The sequence below is a fragment of the Streptomyces sp. NPDC001599 genome (genome assembly GCF_042893535.1).
Taxonomy (GTDB): Bacteria; Actinomycetota; Actinomycetes; order Streptomycetales; family Streptomycetaceae; genus Streptomyces.
Map to the genome: position 1 here is coordinate 116217 of NZ_JBIAVA010000005.1, position 19421 is coordinate 135637.

A 19421-nucleotide genomic window follows, 5' to 3' on the forward strand; every position below is an offset into this window, starting at 1 on the left:
CGAACGCAGACACGGCGGACCGCGGACACGGACACGGAGGAGACCCGATGACGACCGACCCCACGCTCGCGGAGCTGGCCGACCGCGCCACGGCGTCCCGGGACCGGCCCGCCTACGGACACGACGCGCTGATCACCTGCGACCGCCTGGTCCGGATCTTCAGCGCGGACGGGGTGGAGGTACAGGCCCTTCAGGGACTCGACCTCCTGGTCCGGGAGGGCGAGCTGATGGCCCTGGTGGGCGCCTCGGGCAGCGGCAAGTCCACGCTGATGAACATCCTGGCCGGTCTGGACACGCCGACCGCCGGGGCGGCCCGGGTCGCGGGGCGCGACCTGCTCGCGATGACGGCGAAGGACCGCCTCGCCTACCGCCGTACGGTGGTCGGCTTCGTGTGGCAGCAGACGTCCCGGAACCTCATGCCCTACCTGACGGCCGCGCAGAACGTGGCGCTGCCCATGCAGCTGTCCGGCACCGGCGGACGCCGGGCGGCGCGCGCCGAACGCGCGCTGGAGCTCCTGGACCTGATGGGCATCGCGGACTGCCGCGACCGGCGCCCGCAGCAGCTGTCCGGCGGGCAGCAGCAGCGGGTCGCCATCGCCGTGGCCCTCGCGGGCAACCCGTCCGTGCTGCTCGCGGACGAGCCCACGGGCGAGCTGGACTCCCACACCGCGGAACAGATCTTCGCCGCGTTCCGCACGGCCAACGAGCACCTGGGCACCACGGTCGTCATCGTCACCCACGACCAGGCGGTGGCCGGCGAGGTCCGCCGCACCGTCGCCATCCGCGACGGCCGCACCTCCACGGAGGTCCTGCGCCGCAGCGAGGTGGACGCCGAGACCGGCCACGAGACGGTGGTCGCCCGCGAGTACGCCATGCTCGACCGCGCCGGCCGGCTCCAGCTGCCCGCCGACTACACCGCGGCCCTCGGCATGCGCGACCGCGTCGCCCTGGAACTGGAGAGCGACCACATCGCCGTACGTCCGGACGACAGCGAACCCCAGCACTGAGCGGCCGGGGCGGCCCGAGCGGCCTCAGCGCACGCTGATGCCCAGGGCCCCGGTCCCCGCCCGCCGCAGCGCGACGGACCCGAAGGGCGTACGCAGCCGCAGCCACGCACCGCAGGACAGCAGCTTCGCCGCGCCCTCGTCCGAGCCGGAACCCGGGCCGAGGCGCGAGTCGTGACCGGGGCCGGAGGCTCCGCGCGGCCGCAGGAACCCGAGCGACTGGGCCGCGTGCACGGCCCGCACCGGCAGCCCGGTCTCCCCGACGGTCCGGGACCAGATCTCCCGCCCGACCCGGTCCAGCTCGGCCCGCGTCCGGTCCTCGGGGGCCAGCTCCCCCGTGCGCGTACGGAACTCCGCCACCGCGGCGGCGACCAGCGCGCGCAGGGCGTCCGGGGCGGGCAGCCCCGTCTCGGTCCGCCAGCCCCCGCGCGGGGGCAGCACCCCGGCCCAGGGCGGCCCGGTCACCGCGTCCGGCACACCTGAGGTGGCCGCCTGCTCGTCCACGGACTCGAGCAGTTCACCGGCGGAGACGGTCACGTCGAGGGTGTTGTCGAGCCCGTTCTCGTACGGCTTGGCCAGCCGCACCGCGCGCACCGCCAGCACCTCGAAGGAGGGCGGCCGGCCGAAGACGGCGAGGGCGGTGCCGGCCGCCTGGAGGCGCACGGCGGCCGAACGGTCGTAGTGGAGCAGCCGGGAGAGGAAGGCCGCGAGATCCGCGGCCTCCCCCTCGTCGGCGAGATGGAGCACCGTCATGCGGCGACGGCCTCCTCCTTGGCGTCCGTGTACTCCTGGAGGAACTCCCGCTCCTCGGCGGTGAGCCGCCGGGGGCGCTGCGCCTCGAAGTCGAACGGCACGATCACCGTGGAGGCGCGGACGTAGACCACGTCCCCGTCCTTGACCTCGTAGGTGAGGGTGAAGGAGGCGGCCCTGATCTCCGTGACCCACAGCTCGATGTCGACCGGGTGGTGCCGGTGGACGAGCTGCCGCTTGTAGTCGATCTCATGGCGTGCCACCACGGACCCCTGCTTGAAGTCCTTCTCCGGGCGGAACAGGAAGTCGATACGGGCCTCCTCCAGATAGCGGAGGAAGACCACGTTGTTGACGTGGCCGTACGCGTCCATGTCCGCCCAGCGCAGTGGGCAGCGGTAGATGTGCCGCAAGATCAGCCCCGGGTCAGCTTCTTGTAGGTGGCGCGGTGCGGACGGGCCGCGTCGGCGCCGAGCCGCTCGACCTTGTTCTTCTCGTACGACTCGAAGTTGCCCTCGAACCAGAACCACTTGGACTCACCCTCGTAGGCGAGGATGTGCGTGGCGACGCGGTCCAGGAACCACCGGTCGTGGGACACGACCACGGCGCACCCGGGGAACTCGAGCAGCGCGTTCTCGAGGCTGCTGAGCGTCTCGACGTCGAGGTCGTTGGTCGGCTCGTCGAGGAGGAGCAGGTTGCCGCCCTGCTTGAGGGTGAGCGCCAGGTTCAGCCGGTTGCGCTCACCGCCGGAGAGGACCCCGGCCGCCTTCTGCTGGTCGGGCCCCTTGAACCCGAAGGCGGAGACGTACGCGCGCGACGGCATCTCCACCTGACCGACGTTGATGTAGTCCAGCTCGTCGGAGACGACGGCCCACAGCGTCTTCTTCGGGTCGATGTGCTCGCGGCTCTGGTCGACGTAGGAGATCTTGACGGTGTCGCCGACCTTGATGTCGCCGGAGTCCGGCTCCTCGAGGCCCTGGATCATCTTGAACAGCGTGGTCTTGCCCGCGCCGTTGGGTCCGATGACCCCGACGATCCCGTTCCGCGGCAGCGTGAAGGAGAGGTCGTCGATCAGCACCTTCTCCCCGAAGGCCTTGCTGAGGTTGTTCACCTCTACGACGACGTTGCCCAGGCGCGGGCCCGGCGGGATCTGGATCTCCTCGAAGTCCAGCTTCCGCATCTTGTCGGCCTCGGCGGCCATCTCCTCGTACCGCGCGAGGCGGGCCTTGGACTTGGCCTGCCGCCCCTTGGCGTTGGAGCGCACCCACTCCAGCTCGTCCTTGAGGCGCTTCTGCCGCTTGGCGTCCTTCTGGCCCTCGACCTTGAGGCGGGTGGCCTTGGTCTCCAGGTACTTGGAGTAGTTGCCCTCGTAGCCGTGCAGGCGGCCGCGGTCGACCTCGCAGATCCAGCCCGCGACGTTGTCCAGGAAGTACCGGTCGTGGGTGACGGCCACGACGGTGCCCTCGTACTTGGCGAGGTGCTGCTCCAGCCAGTTGACGGACTCGGCGTCGAGATGGTTCGTCGGCTCGTCGAGCAGCAGCAGGTCGGGCGCTTCCAGCAGCAGCTTGCACAGCGCCACCCGCCGCTTCTCACCACCGGAGAGGTTCACCACGGGCCAGTCGCCGGGCGGGCAGCCCAGCGCGTCCATGGCCTGCTCCAGCTGGGCGTCGAGGTCCCAGGCGTTGGCGTGGTCCAGCTCCTCCTGGAGCTTGCCCATCTCCTCGAGCAGCGCGTCCGAGTAGTCGGTCGCCATCTGCTCGGCGATCTCGTTGAACCGGTCGAGCTTGCCCTTGACCTCGGCGACACCCTCCTGGACGTTCTCCAGGACGGTCTTCTCCTCGTTGAGCGGGGGCTCCTGGAGCAGGATGCCGACGGTGTAGCCCGGGGACAGGAAGGCGTCCCCGTTCGAGGGCTGCTCCAGCCCCGCCATGATCTTCAGAACGGTCGACTTACCGGCACCGTTCGGTCCGACCACACCGATCTTCGCGCCGGGCAGGAAGCTCAGGGTGACGTCATCAAGGATCACCTTGTCGCCGTGCGCCTTGCGCGCCTTGCGCATGGTGTAAATGTACTCAGCCAAGAGAAACCGTCCGGCAGCTTGATCAGGCAGTGGGCAGATACACCCCATCTTGCCGCACCGCCACCCCTACGAGGAAACGCGTTCCCTGCGGGCGCGCTGACCTGGCCTTTCCTGGACGCCGCCTGAGTCCCACCTGCCACTGCCGATCACTGTCGACCGCCCTCGGGCACCTCGCACCACCCCGGGACGGCCCAGTCGGCGGGCGCCGCTCCCCCATCGCGCTGGGCTACGGTGCGGCCGTGACCAGCGCATCGGAGCGCCCCCTCCTCTTCCTCGACGTCGACGGCCCACTGATCCCGTTCGGGTCTTCGGCCGGTCAGAAGGAGGTCGCCGCTGCCTCCCCCTCGACGACCGCCGAGGAGGGGAATCCGCTGCTGGCCCGACTCGACCCCGGGACCGGGGTGCGCCTCATTGCTCTGCGCTGCCGACTCGTGTGGGCGACGACCTGGATGGAAGAGGCGAACGAAGTCGTCGCCCCGCGCATCGGCCTGCCGAAGCTGCCGGTGCTGGAGTGGCCGGACGCCGACGCGGGCGGAACCCCGCAGGGTCTCCACTGGAAGACTCGCCCCATGGTCGAGTGGGCCGCCGGCCGACCCTTCATCTGGGTCGACGACGAGATCAGCGCCATGGACCGCCTCTGGGTCGACGCCAGCCATCCTGGGCCTTCACTGCTGCACCATGTCGAGCCGGCCAAGGGCCTCAGTGCCACCGACTTTCGCGCACTCGCCGCATGGCTCGATGCCGTCGCGCCGAGATGAGCACACCTCAGGCTCGATCTACCGCCTTCGCCGCCGTCCACTCGTCCAGTGGCCGCATGGGATTGCGGCTGTAGGCCGAGGTCCGGCCCCCGGCGTGAGGGCAGGATGCCAACGGAACGCCTGCGGAACCGGGCAGACTTCCAGCGGCTCCTCCGGTCGGTCCACCCACCGCCACCAGGTGTGCTGATCTGCGCAACGCCATAGAGATCGGCAAGTCCTCCGGCCGTCGTCGTTCCTCTTGACCAGCACAAGGCCGCCCGACTTCAGGGGCTGCCCGCACTTGGAACAGAACAGAGCGTCGTCGGCCATACGGCGAAGCCCAGGCGTCGCTATCAGTTGATCGGGATTCCATGGACAGCACGGTCAGGACGACGCCGATCGGCCGTCATGACGTACCCGTGACCGCCGGGGCGGAGTTATTTCCTTGCCGGTGTTCGCGATGGTGGGAGCGTGCATCAAGCTGCGCCGTCACGGGGGTGCGTCGTCACTGCTCGTTCTTCCTGCGGACGAACAGCAGGACCGCGCCGCCGAGGACCACGAGGCCGATGGCCGCGCCGCCGATCAGCGGGGTCGCGTCGGAGCTGCCGGTTTCGGCGAGGTTGGGGTTGGGGGAGGGCGTGACGACCGGGGCGGGGGCCGGTTCGCTGAGGGTGTGGGTGGTGTCGGACAGGGTGGCGCTCTGGGTGCGGCAGTCGAGGACGCCGGTGAAGCGCTGTTCGAAGCCGGCCGGACCGCGGATCGTGAAGTCGTAGGCGCGGTCCTCGGGCAGCGGTACCGGCACCGTCCGGGTCTCGCCCGGCGCGATGGTGTACTCGGTGTCCAGCAGCTCGAAGGTGAAGGGCTCGTCGCCCTTGTTGAGCGCGGTGATGTCCAGGGTGCCCTCGGCGCAGTCCTTCTCGGCGGACAGGGCGGGTATCGCGCCCTCGACGGCCCAGGTGGCGGTCGCCGTCGCCGCGACCGTCGACTCGCTGGACCCGGCCAGGATCTGCGTCTGGCTCCGGCTCTCGGAGGCGAAGGCGCGGCCGACCGGCACGGTCGTCGAGGCCTGGACGGACAGCTGGGCGGTACCGGCCGCCGCGTCCTCGGGCACGTCGAAGAAGATCTGGGCACCGTCGGTGACCTTGGTGACGGGCTCGCCCTTCTTGTCGACGATCCGTACCGCGTCCTTGCTCGTGGCATCCACCGGCGGCGTCACCGTCGCGCCGCCCGCGTTGGTGTGGACCGTCACCGGGCCGAGCCGTTCGCCGGGGCGGCCCGAGACGGCCGGCGGGTCCAGGGCGAGGGACGCCGCGGGTTCGGCGAGGTCGCGGGCGTTCTCCTCCAGGTAGTCGGCGAGCCGCTCGGCCTGCGGATCGACGGCCTCGACGTCCGTGTCGTCCGAGTAGCGCCAGATGGCGACCTGGGTGCCGGCCGCCGCGTCCTCTTCGGTGAGCCCGCCGCGGAGGCCGGCCTTCTTCGCGAGCGCGGCGAGGTCGTTGACCTGCGGGTAGCTGTTCTGCAGGATCCAACGGACGCGGCCGGCGTCCTTGTTGGTGCCCAGCGACGTCCCGCTCCAGGGGGTCTCCTGGTACTTGGCGTCCTTCTGCGTCGGGTTCTGGATGTCGACGCAGTACGTCTGCAGCATGCCGCCGCCCTCGACGGACATCTCGAACAGGCCGGCCGGCACCTGCTGGTCGCCGTCCTGCCCGTGGATGACCGCGGTGCCGTGCGTCTTGAGGCCGCCTATGGTGGCCGTCGCCCCGCCCTGGCCCCGCGCCGCCCCGTCCTGGGCGGCGGCCGGAGCCGCACCGGTCACCACACCGGCGACCGCGAGCGCGGACGCCAGCGCTCCGGCGGCGAGACGCGCCGCCCCTCGACCGGGCAGAGACGGCACAGCGTGCGAAGAAAACACCAAATTCCCCTTCGAGCAGGACCCGTTGACGTGGGGGGAACGGTCCCACCAGCAGAATCAGCAGCCACACAAGGCTCGTTCGGCATCCTAAGGACGTGAGGGACCGGGCTTGCCGGTGATCGTCGTCCGCGCGGTGATCCGAATCGGAATCGTTATCGCCGAGAGCGTTTTCGAACAGGGATTATCGACAAATCCATCCTGCCCGGGGGGTTCCGCTCATCCCACCGGGACAGGATCCGGCCGCTGTTCGGGGGCCGGATCCCCCGGTGTGCTCCCGGCCGGGACCTCCCAGCTGGGTTCCGGCTGGGGCGGGGAGGTCGACGCCTCCGTCCTGCCGGTGCGCCGGAACGCCGCCGTGCCGCGGGCGAGATCGTGACCGATCGCCACCGCGTCGATGTCGGCCGAGGTCCGGCTCTGCCCCTCGCGCACATCGGTGCGCACCTTCAGCCTGCCCTGCACGACGACGGGGTCCCCCACCGCCAGCGACCCGGAGGCGTTGGTGGCGAGCTGGCGGTTGGCCCACACCGTGAAGAAGTTGGTGTGCCCGTCCGTCCAGGCGCTCTTCTCGCGGTCCCAGTAGCGCGCGGTGACGGCGAGCCGGAAGCGCACCGACGGTCCGTTCGCCAGGTCGCGGAAGACCGGCTGGGTGGCCACGTTCCCCACCGCGCAGATCATCGTCTCGTTCATCGCGAGTCCTCCTTCCCGCACGGGCCTGTCCCGTACGGCGGCCGGGGCGACCGCGTCCGTCGCGATCGCCGTGGAGGCCAGACTGCCCGCGTCCGGGCCGGTCCGCCGAGGGCTGTGGACCGGCCCGGTACCTGTGGAGAACTCCGCCACCCGCAGGGGTGGCAACCGCCGGCCCGCACGGGTGGCAACCGTGCAAGCGCACGGTGGCAGCCGCCGACCCGCACGGGCGGCAGCCGTGGACGCGCGCCGCTACCTCGTCGCCGCCCCCGCCCCCAGACCCGCCCCCGTGACCCGCGCGTACTGTTCCCGCACCTCGCGGTACCGCAGCAGTTCCGCCGCCAGCGGATCCAGCACCCGGGCCCGGCCGCACCCCGCGGCCGCCTCCCGCAACAGGCGTTCCGCCTCATGGCCGTAGCGCCGGGCGGGGCCGCGGGCCGCCAGGCGGCAGCTCCACTCGATGAGGGGGCCGCCGACGATGCCGGCCACCATCAGCAGCACGGGCACACCCAGGTTCGGCGGCACGACGCCGATGATCTGGCCCAGCAGCCACAGGCCGCCCACCACCTGGAGCAGGGTCATGGTCGCCTGGGCGAGGACCGCCACCGGCCACCATCCGGGCCGCGGCGGACGCCCCGGCGGCAGCCCCGCGCGCACCGCCAGCTCGTCAAGGGCCTCGGGCAGCCCCTGGGCGCCGCGGACGGCCGCCTCGCGCAGCGCCAGCGCCCACGGCGCCGGCAGTCCGGCCGACGCCCGGTCCGAGACCGTGCGCACCGCCTGTTCGACGCGCTGACGGGCCGTGGCCTCCTCGTCCGCCTGGGCGCGCGACGACAGCCGTCCCGTGACGGGATCGCGCCGGTCGTGGTACCAGCGCCACAGCCGCAGCCAGGGTGTCCCGCAGGCCCGGTTGGCGTTGCGCAGCCAGGCGCGTTCGGCGGCCTCGCCCGCCGCGGTGGCACCGACCGCGTCGGCCAGCCGGTCCGCGAACTCCTCCCGCGCCTCCTCGCTGAGCCCGGTGCGCCGCCCCGTGACGTAGACGGGGCGCAGGTGCCGGGCGGCGGCGTCCACGTCGGCCGCGATGCGGCGGGCCGGGGCCTGCCGCTCGGCGACGAACTGGCCGAGGGTCTCGCGCAGTTCGCCGACGCCCTCCCCGGTGAGCGCGGACAGGGCGAGCACGGTCGCGCCGGGTTCGCCGTGCTCGCCCAGCGCGATGCCGTCCTCGTCGAGCAGGCGCCGCAGGTCGTCGAGGACCTGCTCGGCGGCCTCCCCGGGCAGCCGGTCGACCTGGTTGAGAACCACGAGGGTGACCTCCGCGTGGCCCGCCATCGGCCGCAGATAGCGCTCGTGGAGTACGGCGTCGGCGTACTTCTCCGGGTCGACGACCCAGATGACGGCGTCGACCAGCGCCAGGATGCGGTCCACCTGTTCGCGGTGCTGCACGGCGGCCGAGTCGTGGTCGGGCAGGTCGATCAGGACCAGTCCGCGCAGCGGTGACTCGGAGTCCGGGTGCTGGAGCGGACGGCGGCGCAGCCGGCCCGGGATGCCGAGCCGGTCGAGGAGGCTGGCGGCGCCGTCGCTCCAACTGCACGCGATGGGCGCGGCGGTGGTCGGTCTGCGTACGCCGGTCTCGGAGATCGTCACCCCGGCGAGGGTGTTGAACAACTGCGACTTGCCGCTGCCGGTCGCGCCGGCGATGGCGACGACGGTGTGCTGTCCGGAGAGCCTGCGCCGCGCGGCGGCCTCGTCCAGGACCCGGCCCGCCTCGGCCAGGGTTCCGCTGTCGAGCCGGGTCCGGGAGAGGCCCACCAGTTCGCGCAGGGCGTCCAGGCGTGACCTGAGGTTCCCGTCGTAGGCGAGCGGCATCAGGGCGGCCGAGGAGGCGGCGGGCCTGCTCGGCAGGACGGCGAACTGCTCGGCCCCGCCGTTCTCGTCCACCCGCCGTGCGATCAGCCCGTCGCCCCAGGCTTCCTCCCCGCCCCGGCCCCCGTCCCCGTCGCCGTCGCCGGAAACGGCCGAATCGCCGGCCGGGGCGTCGGCGCGTTCCGCGCGGCGGTGCGCCCCGGTGACGTCGTCCTGCACGCGCGCGTGAGAGCCGCTGCCGGAGCGCTCGCTCCCCCGTTCCCGCGGACGCGTCCCGCGCCCGGCGTCCCCGGCATCCCGGACGTCCCCGGCGGCGGGCTCTCGGTCGAGGCGCTCCCGCTCGGCGCGCTCACGGGAGACCACCTTCTCGGCGCGGCCCTCCTGGCTCCGGCTGTCCCGGCTGTCCCGGCTGTCCCGACGGTCCCGGTCATCCCGCCGGTCCCGCCCGTCTCGGCGATCCCGGCTGTCTCGATCGGCCCGGTCATCTCGTCGGTCGCGCTTGTCGCTACTCCCCTGCGAGCCCCGTCCTCCCCGGTCGCCCTGGTCTTCCCGGGCGTCCCGCTCATCCAGGTCGTCCAGGTCGTCCCGGCTCCCCCGCCGAGCCCAACGGCCCCGGCCGTCCCGGTTGCGCTCGTCGTCCCGGTCGTCCCGGCAGTTCTGTTCATCCCGGTCGTCCCCGCGATCCCCGCGATCCCCGCGATCCCCGCGATCCTGGCGGTCCCGGTCGTCCCGGGAGTCCGAATCGCCGGTACGGTCGTCCGCCCGCGCCGCCTCCTTCGTCGTGTGCTCGGTGGGGTCCTGGTCAGTGACGGCGGTCACCGGTCACCTCTCCTTCTGCAGTACGGACAGCGCGGCGATGAGCTCTGCCTGCGGCTCGGGGTGCACCTCGAGACCGTCGAGGGGCGCCAGCCTGCGCTCGCGCTCGACGTGCATGACCCGGTCGACGTGTTCCTCCAGCAGCCGCCCGCCCCGGTCGCGCAGCCGCAGCGCGCCGTGGGCGCCGATCCGCTCGGCGAGCCGTTCCCCGGCGACGCGTGCGCGCCGCCCGCCCAGCAGCACGGTGGCGACCAGGCCGGCCACCACCCCGGGGTCCGGGGCCAGGTTCCGGTCCAGCTCGCGCACCTCGTCCTCGGCGTACTCCTCCAGCTCGCGCCGCCAGCGCCGTACGGCCACCCCGATGCGTTGCTCGGCGCTCTCCGGCGCGGAAACGTGCTCCGCGAGTTCGGGGGCGCCCGCGGCCGGTTCGTGCCGCCAGGCCTCGTCGACGCTTTCGTCGGCGGCCGTGACGGCGCACAGCAGCAGGGCGCTCAGGCTCTCCACCAGCGAGTCGAGAAGCTCTTCCGGCGAGCAGTCGAGGGGGAAGGCCCGCCAGCGCTTCAGCGCGTCCCCGGCGAGCACGGCGCCCGCCTGCAACCGGCCCCGCACGCGCGCGTGCTCGGCGTCGTAGGCACCGTCGACGGCGGCGGTGAGACGCAGCGCGGCGGCGTACTGCGCGGCGGTGGCACCGGCCAGCTCGGGCATCCGGGACCTGAGCGAGTCGAGGATGCCGTGCGCCGTGCGGGCCATGGCGTGGTGCCGGGCGTCGAGTTCCTGTGCCCGGTGGACGAGCCAGGACCGCAGCGGTGCCACGGCGCTGGCCGGCAGCAGGCCGCCGCCCCAGGCCGACTCGGGCAGTTCCGGGACGGTGAAGCGGGGGACGTCGCCGAGCCCGGCCTTGGTGAGCAGGGCCCCGTACTGCCGCGACACCTCGGACACCACCTGGTGGGGCACCCGGTCGAGCACGGTGACCAGGGTGGCGTCGTACTCCTTGGCGGTGCGCAGCAGGTGCCAGGGCACCGCGTCGGCGTACCGCGCGGCCGTGGTGACCATCACCCAGATGTCGGCGGCGCAGATCAGTTCGGCCGCCAGGACGCGGTTGTCGGCGACGAGGGAGTCGACGTCGGGCGCGTCCAGGAGGGCGATGCCGGGCGGCAGGGTGTCGGCGGTCTCGACCCGCAGCACGCGCGCGGGGTTCTCGCCGGGCAGCAGCAGGTCGTCGTCCGGGTCCCGGTGGGGCACCCACACGCGCGTGAGGTCGGGCAGCACCCGCATGCCGCTGAACCAGTGGTGGTCCTCCGGGTGGCAGACCAGGACCGGCGTGCGGGTCGTGGGCCGCAGCACACCCGCCTCGCTGACCCGGCGTCCCACCAGGGAGTTCACCAGGGTCGACTTCCCGGCGCCGGTGGATCCGCCCACCACGGCCAGCAACGGCGCTTCGGGCTCCTTCAGTCGGGGCACCAAGTAGTCGTCGAGCTGTGCGAGCAGTTCGTCACGGTTGGCACGCGCGCGTGGGGCCCCCGCGAGGGGCAGCGGGAAGCGTGCGGCCGCGACACGGTCGCGCAGGGCGGAGAGTGCGTCGAGCAGCTGAGGCCGTACGTCCAAGGTCACCACATGTGAAGAATGCCCAATTTTGAGGGAATTCTGAAGCATATGAGCATGATGAGCATGTCTGCGCGCCGACCGGACACTCCGGACGGAAGGGACTACTGGGGCGCGAGGACAGTCCAGGCATAACGAGTGGACAACACCCGATGCGCGAGACGCCAAAAGCGATGCACGATTCGTAACTGCCTGCGATTATCGGGATCGCTTCACCGAACCTCCACATCGAGCCACGGAGGGGAAGCGTCCGGGACATGGAGCCGGGAGCCCTATCCTTGTCCCCGGCGAGGTCACGGACCGGCCCACACCCGGGCACGCACGACCGAGGCCACCACACCAGGCCCCCGTAGCTCAGTGGATAGAGCAGGCGCCTTCTAAGCGCTTGGCCGCAGGTTCGAGTCCTGCCGGGGGCGCCGGGACACCCCTCCCTCCGGGAGGGCACCTTCTCCGGTGCGGACACCGCCTCGCTCCGCCGACGCGGGTCAGTCGGCCGCGAGGGCCGACAGGTCGTCACCCGCCCGCACGGCCGACCGCCGGGCCCACCTCATCACCACCGAGGGCACGCCGATCCGCTCCTTCGGCGGCCGCGGCGAGCTGATCAACGGCGGGTCCGTGACCACCATGGCGGGCAGACCGCTGCCCGCCACCGTCTCCCGCGACCGCACCAGCCGCATCTACGACCTGGGGGCCGGGGAACTGCTCCAGGTGCTGGTCGGCCACGACGAGCCGGCGAAGTGCGCGGCCTGGCCCACGGGGCGGCGCTCCTCGTCCACGCCGGGGCGGGGCCCTGGGCTCGGAAGCCGGGTCGGTCTCCGTCCCGGAGCGGGTTCGCTCCGGGCGGGTACGGGCGATCATGGTGGTCCTGTCGGACAGGCCCAGGAGGGGCGATGCGGATCGAACCGGTGGACTGGGTGGAGATTCCGGCCGGAGTGGTGCACCGAGGCACCCCGACCGAGGACATTGCGCTGGTGGCGGAGCGTTACGCCGACACGGGGGTGCCGGTGGAGTGGTACCTCAAGGAGGCACCGCGCACGGAGATCCGCCTCCCGGCCTTCCGGCTCGCCCGTACCCCGGTCACGGTGGGCCAGTGGTCCGTCTTCGCCGCGGCCACCCGCCGGCCCGTGCCCGAGGCTCCCGACGACCACCCCGTCACCGGCGTCAGCTGGGAGGCGGCGACGGCCTACTGCCGGTGGATCGGCGAGCGGACCGGCGACCCGGGCGTCAGGCTCCCCACGGAGGACGAGTGGGAGCGCGCGGCCCGCGGCGACGACGGCCGGGAGTTCCCGTGGGGCGACGAGTACCGCCCCGGCCTGGCCAACCTGGTGGACCTCGGCATCGGTACGACCACCCCGGTCGGCTCGTTCCCGGACGGGGCGGGCCCGTTCGGGGTGCTGGACATGGCGGGCAACGCCGACGAGTGGACGTCCACGCTGTACGCCCCCTACCCGGGCGCCCCCGACGGCGTACCGCTGGTCGAGGACTGGGCCTTCGACCCCCACATCACCCGTGGCGGGGCCTTCCGGCACGACCGGGACCTGGCCAGGTGCGCCCGCCGCCACAGTGCGTACGAGGAGGACCTGGCGGCGATCGGCGTCGGGCTGCGCCTCGCGGCACCGGCAACCGGGGCCGCACTCCCCGCGTCGGCGCGTCCCCGGCCTCGGTAGACTCGGCGGCCGCCACTGCACCTTCGGCGAGAGGGACCACCCACCGTGCGACTGCGCTGCGCCGTACTCGACGACTATCAGGGAGTGGCGACCGAGGTGGCCGACTGGTCGCCGGTCACCGACCGGGTCGAGGTCGTGTCCCACGACAGTCACTTCCCGGACGAGGACGCCCTCGCCGCGGCGCTCGCGGACGCCGACATCGTGGTGACCTTGCGCGAACGGGTGCCGTTCCCCGGCTCGTTGATCGCCCGGCTGCCCCGGCTGAAGCTGCTCGTCGCCTCCGGCATGCGCAACAGCGTGATCGACTACGCCGCCGCCGACGCGCACGGCGTCACCGTCTGCGGTACGGCCTCCTCCTCGACCCCGCCCGTCGAGCTGACCTGGGCCCTGCTGCTGGGCCTCGCCCGCGGCATCGTCCAGGAGGGCAACGGGCTGCGCGAGGGCGGTCCCTGGCAGCAGACGGTGGGCGCCGACCTGCACGGCCGCCGGCTCGGACTGCTGGGCCTCGGCAAGATCGGCGGGCGCGTGGCCCAGGTCGGCCTGGCCTTCGGCATGCGGGTGAGCGCCTGGAGCCAGAACCTGACCCGGGAGCGCACCGACGAGGTCGGTGTCGAACTGGCCTCCTCCAAGGAAGAGCTCCTGAGAACCGCCGACTTCGTCTCCGTCCACCTGGCGCTGGGCGAGCGCACCCGCGGCCTGCTCGGCGCCGACGAACTGGCCCTGCTCAAGCCGACCGCCTACCTGGTCAACACCTCGCGCGCGGCGATCGTCGACCAGGAGGCGCTACTCGCCGCGCTGCACGAGGGCCGCATCGCGGGTGCGGGCGTGGACGTCTTCGACACCGAGCCGCTGCCCGCCGGACACCCGATGCGCACGGCCCCGCGCCTGCTCGCCACACCCCACCTGGGCTATGTCTCGCGCGCCAACTACGCCACGTACTACGGCCAGGCCGTCGAGGCGATCGCGGCCTACCTCGCGGGCTCCCCCGTACGGCGCCTGCCCGTCGGATCCCCGCCGCCGGCCCCGAGCCGGGCGTAGGCGGGCTCAGGCGGTGCCCGTCCGGGCGGAGTCCGCCGGGCGCGCGTAGATGCCGTCGCTCCGGCGCAGGTGGCCGAAGTCCACCAGGTGGCGCCGGAGCGTCACATGGTCGACCTCGCCGTCCTCGCACCACGCGCGCAGCTTCTCGTCGACGGTGCGCTCGGGGTACTCCACGCCGGGTGCGAAGGTCTGCTCGGCGATGTGCCGCAGCACCACCTTCTTGCGCGTCCACCGTGCGGGGAGACGCACCAGTCGGCCCTTCCTGACGAAGGTCCGCACGATCATGTCGCCCGGCCCGTCGTCGCCCGCCGCGGCGGCGTCCCGGGGCGCCACCGACGCCGTACGGCCGCCGCGGGCCAGCTCCCTGAAACGGCTGTGGGCGACGACGAGTTGGCCGTCGTCCCCGGACGTCACCACGCCCCGCTCCCGCAGTCGGCGCAGCGCGCCGGCCGTCTCCTTCGCGGAGAGGCCGGCCGCCCGGGCCACCTGCGCGGCGTCGCCCGCGCCCAGCGCCACGGCCGCGAAGGCCCGCACCCGGCTCTCCTCGGCGAACAGAGCGGGCAGTGCCGCCAGCGCGGACGGCGAGGACGGCGAGGACGGCGAGGACGCCATGGACGATGTCTGGGAGGTTCCGGAAGCCTCGGGAGTCCCGGAGGCCTCGCTGGACGAGTCGGCTCGGTCGTTCGGCATGCCGGGAGGCTAGTGGACACACCGGTGCGCACGGGAACGGTTTTCCGGCGGACGCCGCCGCTCCGGGCCCCGCGTTCAAAACGGGTGATCCGCACATTCCCCCCGTGACCCGCTGCGACCGGGTGCGTTGAACCGGCAGTGCGGCGGCGCGTCCTGCCGCCGCGCTCCCCGAGTCAGAAGGAGAACGTGATGTCTCGCATCGCGAAGGCCGCCGGTATCGCCCTCGGCGCTGGTGCCGTGGTGCTCAGCGGCACCGGCATGGCCATGGCGGACGCGGGCGCGGCGGGCGCGGCCGTCGGCTCGCCCGGTGTCCTGTCCGGCAACGTCGTCCAGGTCCCGGTGCACGTGCCGGTCAACCTCTGCGGCAACACCATCGACGTGATCGGCCTGCTGAACCCGGCCTTCGGCAACGCCTGCGAAAACGGCGACGACGACGACAAGAGCGGCGGCTACGGCGGCTGAGTCGCCCGACCCGCGAGGAGCCCCGGCCTCCCCGGCCGGGGCTCCTCCCGTATGGGCCTAGGCGTACCGGTAGATCCGGCCGACGTCCTCCAGCTCGTCCGGTGTCACGTCCCACGGCGGCAGCTTCTCGTGCCGTGCGACGATCCGCCCGCGCTGTGCGCTGCCCCGGCCGGGCGGCTCGGCGGGCAGGTAGCGGGCGCCGCGGTGACGGGCCTGCCAGCGGGACCACTGGAGGTCGACGAAGGCGTGGTGCAGCCAGAACACCGGGTCGTTGACGGAGGCGCCGCCGACCATGGCCCCGCCGACCCAGCGGTGCACGCGGTTGTGGTTGCGCCAGGAGACGCTGCCGCGGCCCGCCCCCCACCCCTCCAGCTTGTTGCGGAACCCCTTGCGGACCGTGGAGTCGTAGGGCGAGGTGTCGTACTTCGGGTCGTCCAGCGCCCACTCCAGGTCGCTCTTGGAGGGCAGGCCGAGGGGGTCGGCGGCGCGGCCGAGGTCCCGGGTGAGGTACTCCGTGTCGGTGACGTTCACCTTGATGGTCCAGTTGCCCTCGGCGTGGGCGAAGGGGCCGGTGGTCACCCGGTGGTCGGACCGCCGCCCGGTGCCGCCCAGGAGGTCGGCGGTCCAGGGCGTCGACTTGGCGCCGCGGTCCTTGGTCCAGTCCCAGTACGGCACCGTGACCGACGAGTCGACCCGGCGCAGCGCCTCCTCCAGGTCCAGCAGGAACCGTCGGTGCCAGGGCAGGAAGGACGGCGCCATGTGCGCCGTACGCAGGCCCTTCTCGCCGTCGGAGACGTAGTACTCGATGTGGGTGCGCACGAACTCGTCGTACTCCCCGCGTCGTTTGATCTCCAGCAGCGCGTTGACGAACCGTCGCTTCTCGGTGCGGGTCAGCGTGCTGACGTCCTTACGCGTGTACGCCATGCCGCCCCCCGGAGTGCCGGCCGTGGCCCGTGGACGGGGTGTCGCGCAGATGCTCGCCGGGGCCGAGTTCGTCGACGGCGCCGCGGGCCGCGGCGAGCGGGGTGGGGTACGACCGGTAGTGGTCGACCATGCTCAGCCAGCTGCCGTCCGCCCGGCGCATCAGATGCAGCGGCCGGCCGTCCACGGTGACCTGCCAGGTACCCGCGCCCACGGCCCGCCCGGCGGCCGAGCGGATGCCCCGGATGCGCCGGCCGCGGTAGGTCTCGTCGAAGGCAGCGCCCTCGGCGGACTCGGCGGACTCGGCGGCGTGCGGCCCGGGGTGGGCGGGCCGCGGTCCGGTGGTGGCCGCCTCCGCGGCCCGGGAGGGTCGCGAGGCGGCGATCAGGGGTGTCAGGCCGACGGCGAGGGCCGGGGCGAGCAGCCCCCGCATCACCTGCCGCCGGGTCCCGGACGCCGGCCCGCCTCTCGCCGCGTCCTCCGCCATTTCCTGCGCCGCGTACTCCCGCTCGGCGCCGTTCGCCCTCGCACCCGCGTTGCCGACCATGGCCCACTCCTCTTCCGGTTCCGGTTGGTCCGCACCGCTAACCGAACGGCGGGCCCCGCGGTCACCGCTCGCAGGGCCAGTCGGAGCACGACCGCTCCGGGGAGCGAGGCCGCCCGGGGGTTACAGGCCCGGTCCGACGCCCAGGTCGGCCACCGGGACCGTCTGGACCACCGGGGCGAGCACGCCGACCTCGGGCAGCTTGGGCGCCGGCAGGCCGAGGGCCTCGGGGTTCGGCGCGGTGAGCGGGGCGTCCAGGGACAGTCCCGGCGCCAGGGTGCGCAGCTCTGCGGCGGGGGCGTCGACACCGGCGTGGTCGAAGTCGTCGCCGAGGACGTGCGGCAGCGGCTGGCGCAGGTCGACGCCGGGCAGCCCGCCGCGCACCGGCAGTTGCGGCAGCGTCCGCTCCGGCAGCAGCCGGCCCTCGACGTACCGCGGGCCCTCCGGTGCGCCCGCCGTCGGCACGGGCAGCTCGCCGGCCACCTCCGGCAGCTCCATGCCGAGGGCCGTCTCCGCGCCGCCCAGCGGCACCGGCACGGGAACCGCGCGGGCCGCGGCGGCGGGGGTCGCGGCTACGCCGACGGCGGCGGCCACACCGGTGACCACGGCGGCCAGGGTTCGTCTGGTGGTCGGCTTCATGACAGACACGGTCCCTTTCGAGCAGGCGGGGGGTTCGGCTTCGGGAGGGCGAGAGGGCGGGAGGTAGGGCGTCGGGAAGGCGGAGGCGGGACGGGCGCGGGAGCGGGCGCGGGAACGGGGTGGTTCAGCCGCCCAGTGGAAGGCCGCCCAGCAGGCCGTTCGCGGAGTTCAGCTTCGTGGTGGCGCCCTTCACGGTGTGCAGCACGGAGTCCTTGTTCTCGGTGTCCAGCGCGTCGGAGCGCGCTTCCGACTGGTGCTTGATCGGCATGACGTCGATGGGCTCCGCGGTCAGCGCGTTCACGGCGCCGTTGAGGCTGGTGGGCGTGAGCGCGGCGGCGTCGGCGGCGTCGTAGGCGAACGCGGGCACGGCGGAGCCTGCGGCGACCAGGGAACCGGCGACGACTGCGGCGGCCTTGAGGGACTTCATCGTGTTCCTTTCTTCGGCGACCCGTGTCACCGGAGGGTGTGCTGACGCCCTCCCTAACGACCTGCGCCGGGCCCGGAAACTCCGCCGTCCGGAAGACATATGAGATCTCCGGGCACGGAAAGGGCCGCCGCACCTCCGGAAGGGGAGGCGCGACGGCCCGGGACGCCGGGGGCGGCGTCAGGAGGGGTTCGCCGGTGCGGCGGCCTCCGGAGTCGCCGCCTCCGGGGTCGTGGCCTCCGGGGTCGTGGCCTCCGGCGCGGTCGGTACGCCGGGCAGGCCGGCCAGGTCCGCGGCGGGCAGCCCGTTGCCGACGAGCGTGGCGGCGACGACGTTGACGATGCCGGTCATCACGTCCTTGACGGCCGGGCTCACCTGTTCGGCGGTACCCGAGGTGGTGGCCTTGACCAGGGCGTCGACCTGCTTCTGGAGCGCGGCGTTGGCGGTCGCGGTCAGGTCGGAGGCCGCCGCCGTCCCGTCGTCGCCCGGCGCCGTGACGGGCGCCGGCAGCGTGACCGGGGTGTCGGTCCCGGCCTCCGGCTGGGCCGGGGTGGTCGTGCCGGGGGTGGTCGCCGCGTCGTCGGCGTCCGTGTCCGCCGCGTCCGCCTTGGCGAGGGCTTCCTCGACGGCGGTGGAGAGCTTGTCGGCGTCCGTGGCGGAGAGCTGGCCGTTGTCGGCCTTGAGGATGGCGGTGAGCATGTCGGTGACGGGCCTGAGCACGTCGCCCAGATCGGCCAGGCTGCCGACCTGGCTCTGCAGTTCCTCGGCGTCGGGGAGGGGTGCGCGGGACGCCGCGTGGGTGCGTTCCCGGACCGAGTCGCCGTCGGCCGCCATCACCGCCGGACCGGAGATACCGATCAGCAGGCCGGCGCAGAGAGCGGAGGTGGCGATTCGCCGTGCGGGCAGACGCATGGGGGTTCCTTTCGGTGGTGCGTCGGATGTTGTGCCCACCGTGGAAGCGCCCTCGGCGCTCTGCAACGCAGGGGGCGACCCGGGGCGTCCGCCCCCCCCCTTCTCGGGTGCCGCGTCTTACCTGGTGAGACGCCCTGTCAAGGTTCGTGCGCCGTGTCGCGGCCCGGTCCCCCCATTCGGGGCAGCACACCGCCGTCCGCGAGGCAACGCGAACCGGCCGCCCGCTCGCGGAGGAACCGCGGTACGGACGGCCGGTGCGGCAAGTGGTGAGCCGACGTCAGTCGTTCTCGCACTCGTTGCCGAACGCCGGGTTCAGCAGGCCGATGATGTCGATGGTGTTGCCACAGACGTTGACCGGGATGTGGACCGGGACCTGCACCACGTTGCCGGACAGGACGCCCGGGGAGTGGGCGGCGGCGGCCTGCGCGCCGCTGTCGGCGGCGGCGACACCGGCGGTGCCCGCCACCGCGGCGGCGGCGACGGAGGTCAGGGCCAGGCCCTTCGCGATACGCGACATGGAGAAGTGCTCCTTGGGGTTGTACACACATCCGGGCGGCTGCCCGGCGCAGTGTCAACGCGTGGCACGGGCGCGAGTTGTGCCGCCAAAGGGGTGATCTCGCGGAATACCGGCGTTCACAAATCCAACACACTTACCCGATTTCGCCGTATTAGTACGGATAGC

20 protein-coding genes and 1 tRNA gene are annotated in these 19421 nt (G+C 73.1%); 6 read left to right on the forward strand and 15 right to left on the reverse strand.

What is annotated here, in order from left to right; genetic code table 11:
• The first annotated feature begins 47 nt into the window (after positions 1 to 47).
• The gene (locus ACFYZ3_RS15345) at positions 48 to 1007 is read left to right on the forward strand and encodes an ABC transporter ATP-binding protein (protein WP_388517091.1); all 960 of its coding nucleotides are present in this window, start codon (positions 48 to 50) and stop codon (positions 1005 to 1007) included.
• A gap of 24 nt (positions 1008 to 1031) precedes the next feature.
• Here the strand turns inward: ACFYZ3_RS15345 and ACFYZ3_RS15350 are convergent, their stop codons facing one another.
• The 3 genes from ACFYZ3_RS15350 to ettA are packed head-to-tail and all read right to left on the reverse strand — an operon-like array spanning position 1032 to position 3831.
• The gene (locus ACFYZ3_RS15350; protein ID WP_388517093.1) at positions 1032 to 1757 is read right to left on the reverse strand and encodes a hypothetical protein; all 726 of its coding nucleotides are present in this window, start codon (positions 1755 to 1757) and stop codon (positions 1032 to 1034) included.
• Entirely contained in the window at positions 1754 to 2164 is a 411-nt protein-coding gene (locus ACFYZ3_RS15355) for a thioesterase family protein (protein ID WP_356861210.1), read from the reverse strand. Before ACFYZ3_RS15355 ends, ACFYZ3_RS15350 begins: the two co-directional genes overlap by 4 nt.
• A 2-nt stretch (positions 2165 to 2166) precedes the next feature.
• Complete coding sequence (ettA, locus tag ACFYZ3_RS15360; RefSeq protein WP_109032875.1) at positions 2167 to 3831, reverse strand: energy-dependent translational throttle protein EttA; 1665 nt, start codon at positions 3829 to 3831, stop codon at positions 2167 to 2169.
• A 239-nt stretch (positions 3832 to 4070) separates the two neighbouring features.
• Between ettA and ACFYZ3_RS15365 the strand changes: the two genes are divergently transcribed.
• Positions 4071 to 4589: an HAD domain-containing protein gene (locus tag ACFYZ3_RS15365; protein WP_388517096.1), complete on the forward strand. Its 519-nt coding sequence runs from the start codon at positions 4071 to 4073 to the stop codon at positions 4587 to 4589.
• A gap of 484 nt (positions 4590 to 5073) precedes the next feature.
• Here ACFYZ3_RS15365 and ACFYZ3_RS15370 read toward each other — a convergent pair whose 3' ends face one another.
• The 4 genes from ACFYZ3_RS15370 to ACFYZ3_RS15385 form a co-directional block, all read right to left on the reverse strand.
• Positions 5074 to 6480, reverse strand: coding sequence for a Cys-Gln thioester bond-forming surface protein (locus tag ACFYZ3_RS15370; RefSeq protein WP_388517099.1), 1407 nt, complete (start codon positions 6478 to 6480; stop codon positions 5074 to 5076).
• Positions 6481 to 6696: 216 nt separating this feature from the next.
• Positions 6697 to 7167, reverse strand: a complete 471-nt coding sequence (locus ACFYZ3_RS15375) for a single-stranded DNA-binding protein (protein ID WP_388517102.1) — start codon at positions 7165 to 7167, stop codon at positions 6697 to 6699.
• Between the two features lie 249 nt (positions 7168 to 7416).
• The gene (locus ACFYZ3_RS15380) at positions 7417 to 9843 is read right to left on the reverse strand and encodes a YfjP family GTPase (RefSeq protein WP_388517105.1); all 2427 of its coding nucleotides are present in this window, start codon (positions 9841 to 9843) and stop codon (positions 7417 to 7419) included.
• A gap of 3 nt (positions 9844 to 9846) precedes the next feature.
• The gene (locus tag ACFYZ3_RS15385) at positions 9847 to 11454 is read right to left on the reverse strand and encodes a dynamin family protein (RefSeq protein ID WP_388517108.1); all 1608 of its coding nucleotides are present in this window, start codon (positions 11452 to 11454) and stop codon (positions 9847 to 9849) included.
• Between the two features lie 331 nt (positions 11455 to 11785).
• Here ACFYZ3_RS15385 and ACFYZ3_RS15390 point away from each other — a divergent pair.
• Positions 11786 to 11858 (forward strand) — tRNA-Arg (locus tag ACFYZ3_RS15390).
• A 69-nt stretch (positions 11859 to 11927) separates the two neighbouring features.
• On the opposite strand, the gene ACFYZ3_RS15395 is transcribed toward ACFYZ3_RS15390, so the two are convergent.
• The gene (locus ACFYZ3_RS15395) at positions 11928 to 12119 is read right to left on the reverse strand and encodes a hypothetical protein (RefSeq protein WP_388517111.1); all 192 of its coding nucleotides are present in this window, start codon (positions 12117 to 12119) and stop codon (positions 11928 to 11930) included.
• 213 nt (positions 12120 to 12332) lie between these two features.
• Here ACFYZ3_RS15395 and ACFYZ3_RS15400 point away from each other — a divergent pair, with 213 nt between their 5' ends.
• Positions 12333 to 13109 (forward strand): formylglycine-generating enzyme family protein, encoded by a 777-nt coding sequence (locus ACFYZ3_RS15400; protein WP_388517114.1) that lies wholly within the window; start codon positions 12333 to 12335, stop codon positions 13107 to 13109.
• 45 nt (positions 13110 to 13154) lie between these two features.
• Positions 13155 to 14147: a D-2-hydroxyacid dehydrogenase family protein gene (locus ACFYZ3_RS15405; protein ID WP_388517117.1), complete on the forward strand. Its 993-nt coding sequence runs from the start codon at positions 13155 to 13157 to the stop codon at positions 14145 to 14147.
• Between the two features lie 6 nt (positions 14148 to 14153).
• Here ACFYZ3_RS15405 and ACFYZ3_RS15410 read toward each other — a convergent pair whose 3' ends face one another.
• Positions 14154 to 14759, reverse strand: coding sequence for a DUF2087 domain-containing protein (locus tag ACFYZ3_RS15410; protein ID WP_388517860.1), 606 nt, complete (start codon positions 14757 to 14759; stop codon positions 14154 to 14156).
• Positions 14760 to 15026: 267 nt separating this feature from the next.
• Between ACFYZ3_RS15410 and chpF the strand changes: the two genes are divergently transcribed.
• Positions 15027 to 15299, forward strand: coding sequence for a chaplin ChpF (gene chpF / locus ACFYZ3_RS15415; protein ID WP_388517119.1), 273 nt, complete (start codon positions 15027 to 15029; stop codon positions 15297 to 15299).
• 57 nt (positions 15300 to 15356) lie between these two features.
• Here the strand turns inward: chpF and ACFYZ3_RS15420 are convergent, their stop codons facing one another.
• From ACFYZ3_RS15420 to chpG, 6 genes are all read right to left on the reverse strand, one after another.
• Positions 15357 to 16223, reverse strand: a complete 867-nt coding sequence (locus tag ACFYZ3_RS15420; RefSeq protein ID WP_388517122.1) for a tyrosinase family protein — start codon at positions 16221 to 16223, stop codon at positions 15357 to 15359.
• Entirely contained in the window at positions 16207 to 16767 is a 561-nt protein-coding gene (locus tag ACFYZ3_RS15425) for a tyrosinase family oxidase copper chaperone (RefSeq protein WP_388517125.1), read from the reverse strand. The genes ACFYZ3_RS15420 and ACFYZ3_RS15425 overlap by 17 nt, the downstream gene beginning before the upstream one ends.
• A gap of 120 nt (positions 16768 to 16887) precedes the next feature.
• Entirely contained in the window at positions 16888 to 17403 is a 516-nt protein-coding gene (locus ACFYZ3_RS15430) for a hypothetical protein (RefSeq protein WP_388517128.1), read from the reverse strand.
• Between the two features lie 124 nt (positions 17404 to 17527).
• The gene (locus ACFYZ3_RS15435; protein WP_388517130.1) at positions 17528 to 17830 is read right to left on the reverse strand and encodes a hypothetical protein; all 303 of its coding nucleotides are present in this window, start codon (positions 17828 to 17830) and stop codon (positions 17528 to 17530) included.
• A 177-nt stretch (positions 17831 to 18007) separates the two neighbouring features.
• Positions 18008 to 18739, reverse strand: coding sequence for a hypothetical protein (locus ACFYZ3_RS15440; RefSeq protein ID WP_388517133.1), 732 nt, complete (start codon positions 18737 to 18739; stop codon positions 18008 to 18010).
• A gap of 277 nt (positions 18740 to 19016) precedes the next feature.
• Positions 19017 to 19256: a chaplin ChpG gene (gene chpG, locus ACFYZ3_RS15445; RefSeq protein ID WP_030179666.1), complete on the reverse strand. Its 240-nt coding sequence runs from the start codon at positions 19254 to 19256 to the stop codon at positions 19017 to 19019.
• Positions 19257 to 19421 lie beyond the last annotated feature (165 nt).

Coding starts and splice junctions, on each gene's coding strand:
- ACFYZ3_RS15345 (WP_388517091.1), top strand. CDS start 48: ATGACGACCGACCCCACGCTCGCGGAGCTGGCCGACCGCGCCACGGCG.
- ACFYZ3_RS15350 (WP_388517093.1), bottom strand. CDS start 1,757: ATGACGGTGCTCCATCTCGCCGACGAGGGGGAGGCCGCGGATCTCGCG.
- ACFYZ3_RS15375 (WP_388517102.1), bottom strand. CDS start 7,167: ATGAACGAGACGATGATCTGCGCGGTGGGGAACGTGGCCACCCAGCCG.
- ACFYZ3_RS15395 (WP_388517111.1), bottom strand. CDS start 12,119: ATGCGGCTGGTGCGGTCGCGGGAGACGGTGGCGGGCAGCGGTCTGCCC.
- ACFYZ3_RS15400 (WP_388517114.1), top strand. CDS start 12,333: ATGCGGATCGAACCGGTGGACTGGGTGGAGATTCCGGCCGGAGTGGTG.
- ACFYZ3_RS15410 (WP_388517860.1), bottom strand. CDS start 14,759: ATGGCGTCCTCGCCGTCCTCGCCGTCCTCGCCGTCCGCGCTGGCGGCA.
- chpF (WP_388517119.1), top strand. CDS start 15,027: ATGTCTCGCATCGCGAAGGCCGCCGGTATCGCCCTCGGCGCTGGTGCC.
- ACFYZ3_RS15420 (WP_388517122.1), bottom strand. CDS start 16,223: ATGGCGTACACGCGTAAGGACGTCAGCACGCTGACCCGCACCGAGAAG.
- ACFYZ3_RS15425 (WP_388517125.1), bottom strand. CDS start 16,767: ATGGTCGGCAACGCGGGTGCGAGGGCGAACGGCGCCGAGCGGGAGTAC.
- ACFYZ3_RS15430 (WP_388517128.1), bottom strand. CDS start 17,403: ATGAAGCCGACCACCAGACGAACCCTGGCCGCCGTGGTCACCGGTGTG.
- ACFYZ3_RS15435 (WP_388517130.1), bottom strand. CDS start 17,830: ATGAAGTCCCTCAAGGCCGCCGCAGTCGTCGCCGGTTCCCTGGTCGCC.
- ACFYZ3_RS15440 (WP_388517133.1), bottom strand. CDS start 18,739: ATGCGTCTGCCCGCACGGCGAATCGCCACCTCCGCTCTCTGCGCCGGC.
- chpG (WP_030179666.1), bottom strand. CDS start 19,256: ATGTCGCGTATCGCGAAGGGCCTGGCCCTGACCTCCGTCGCCGCCGCC.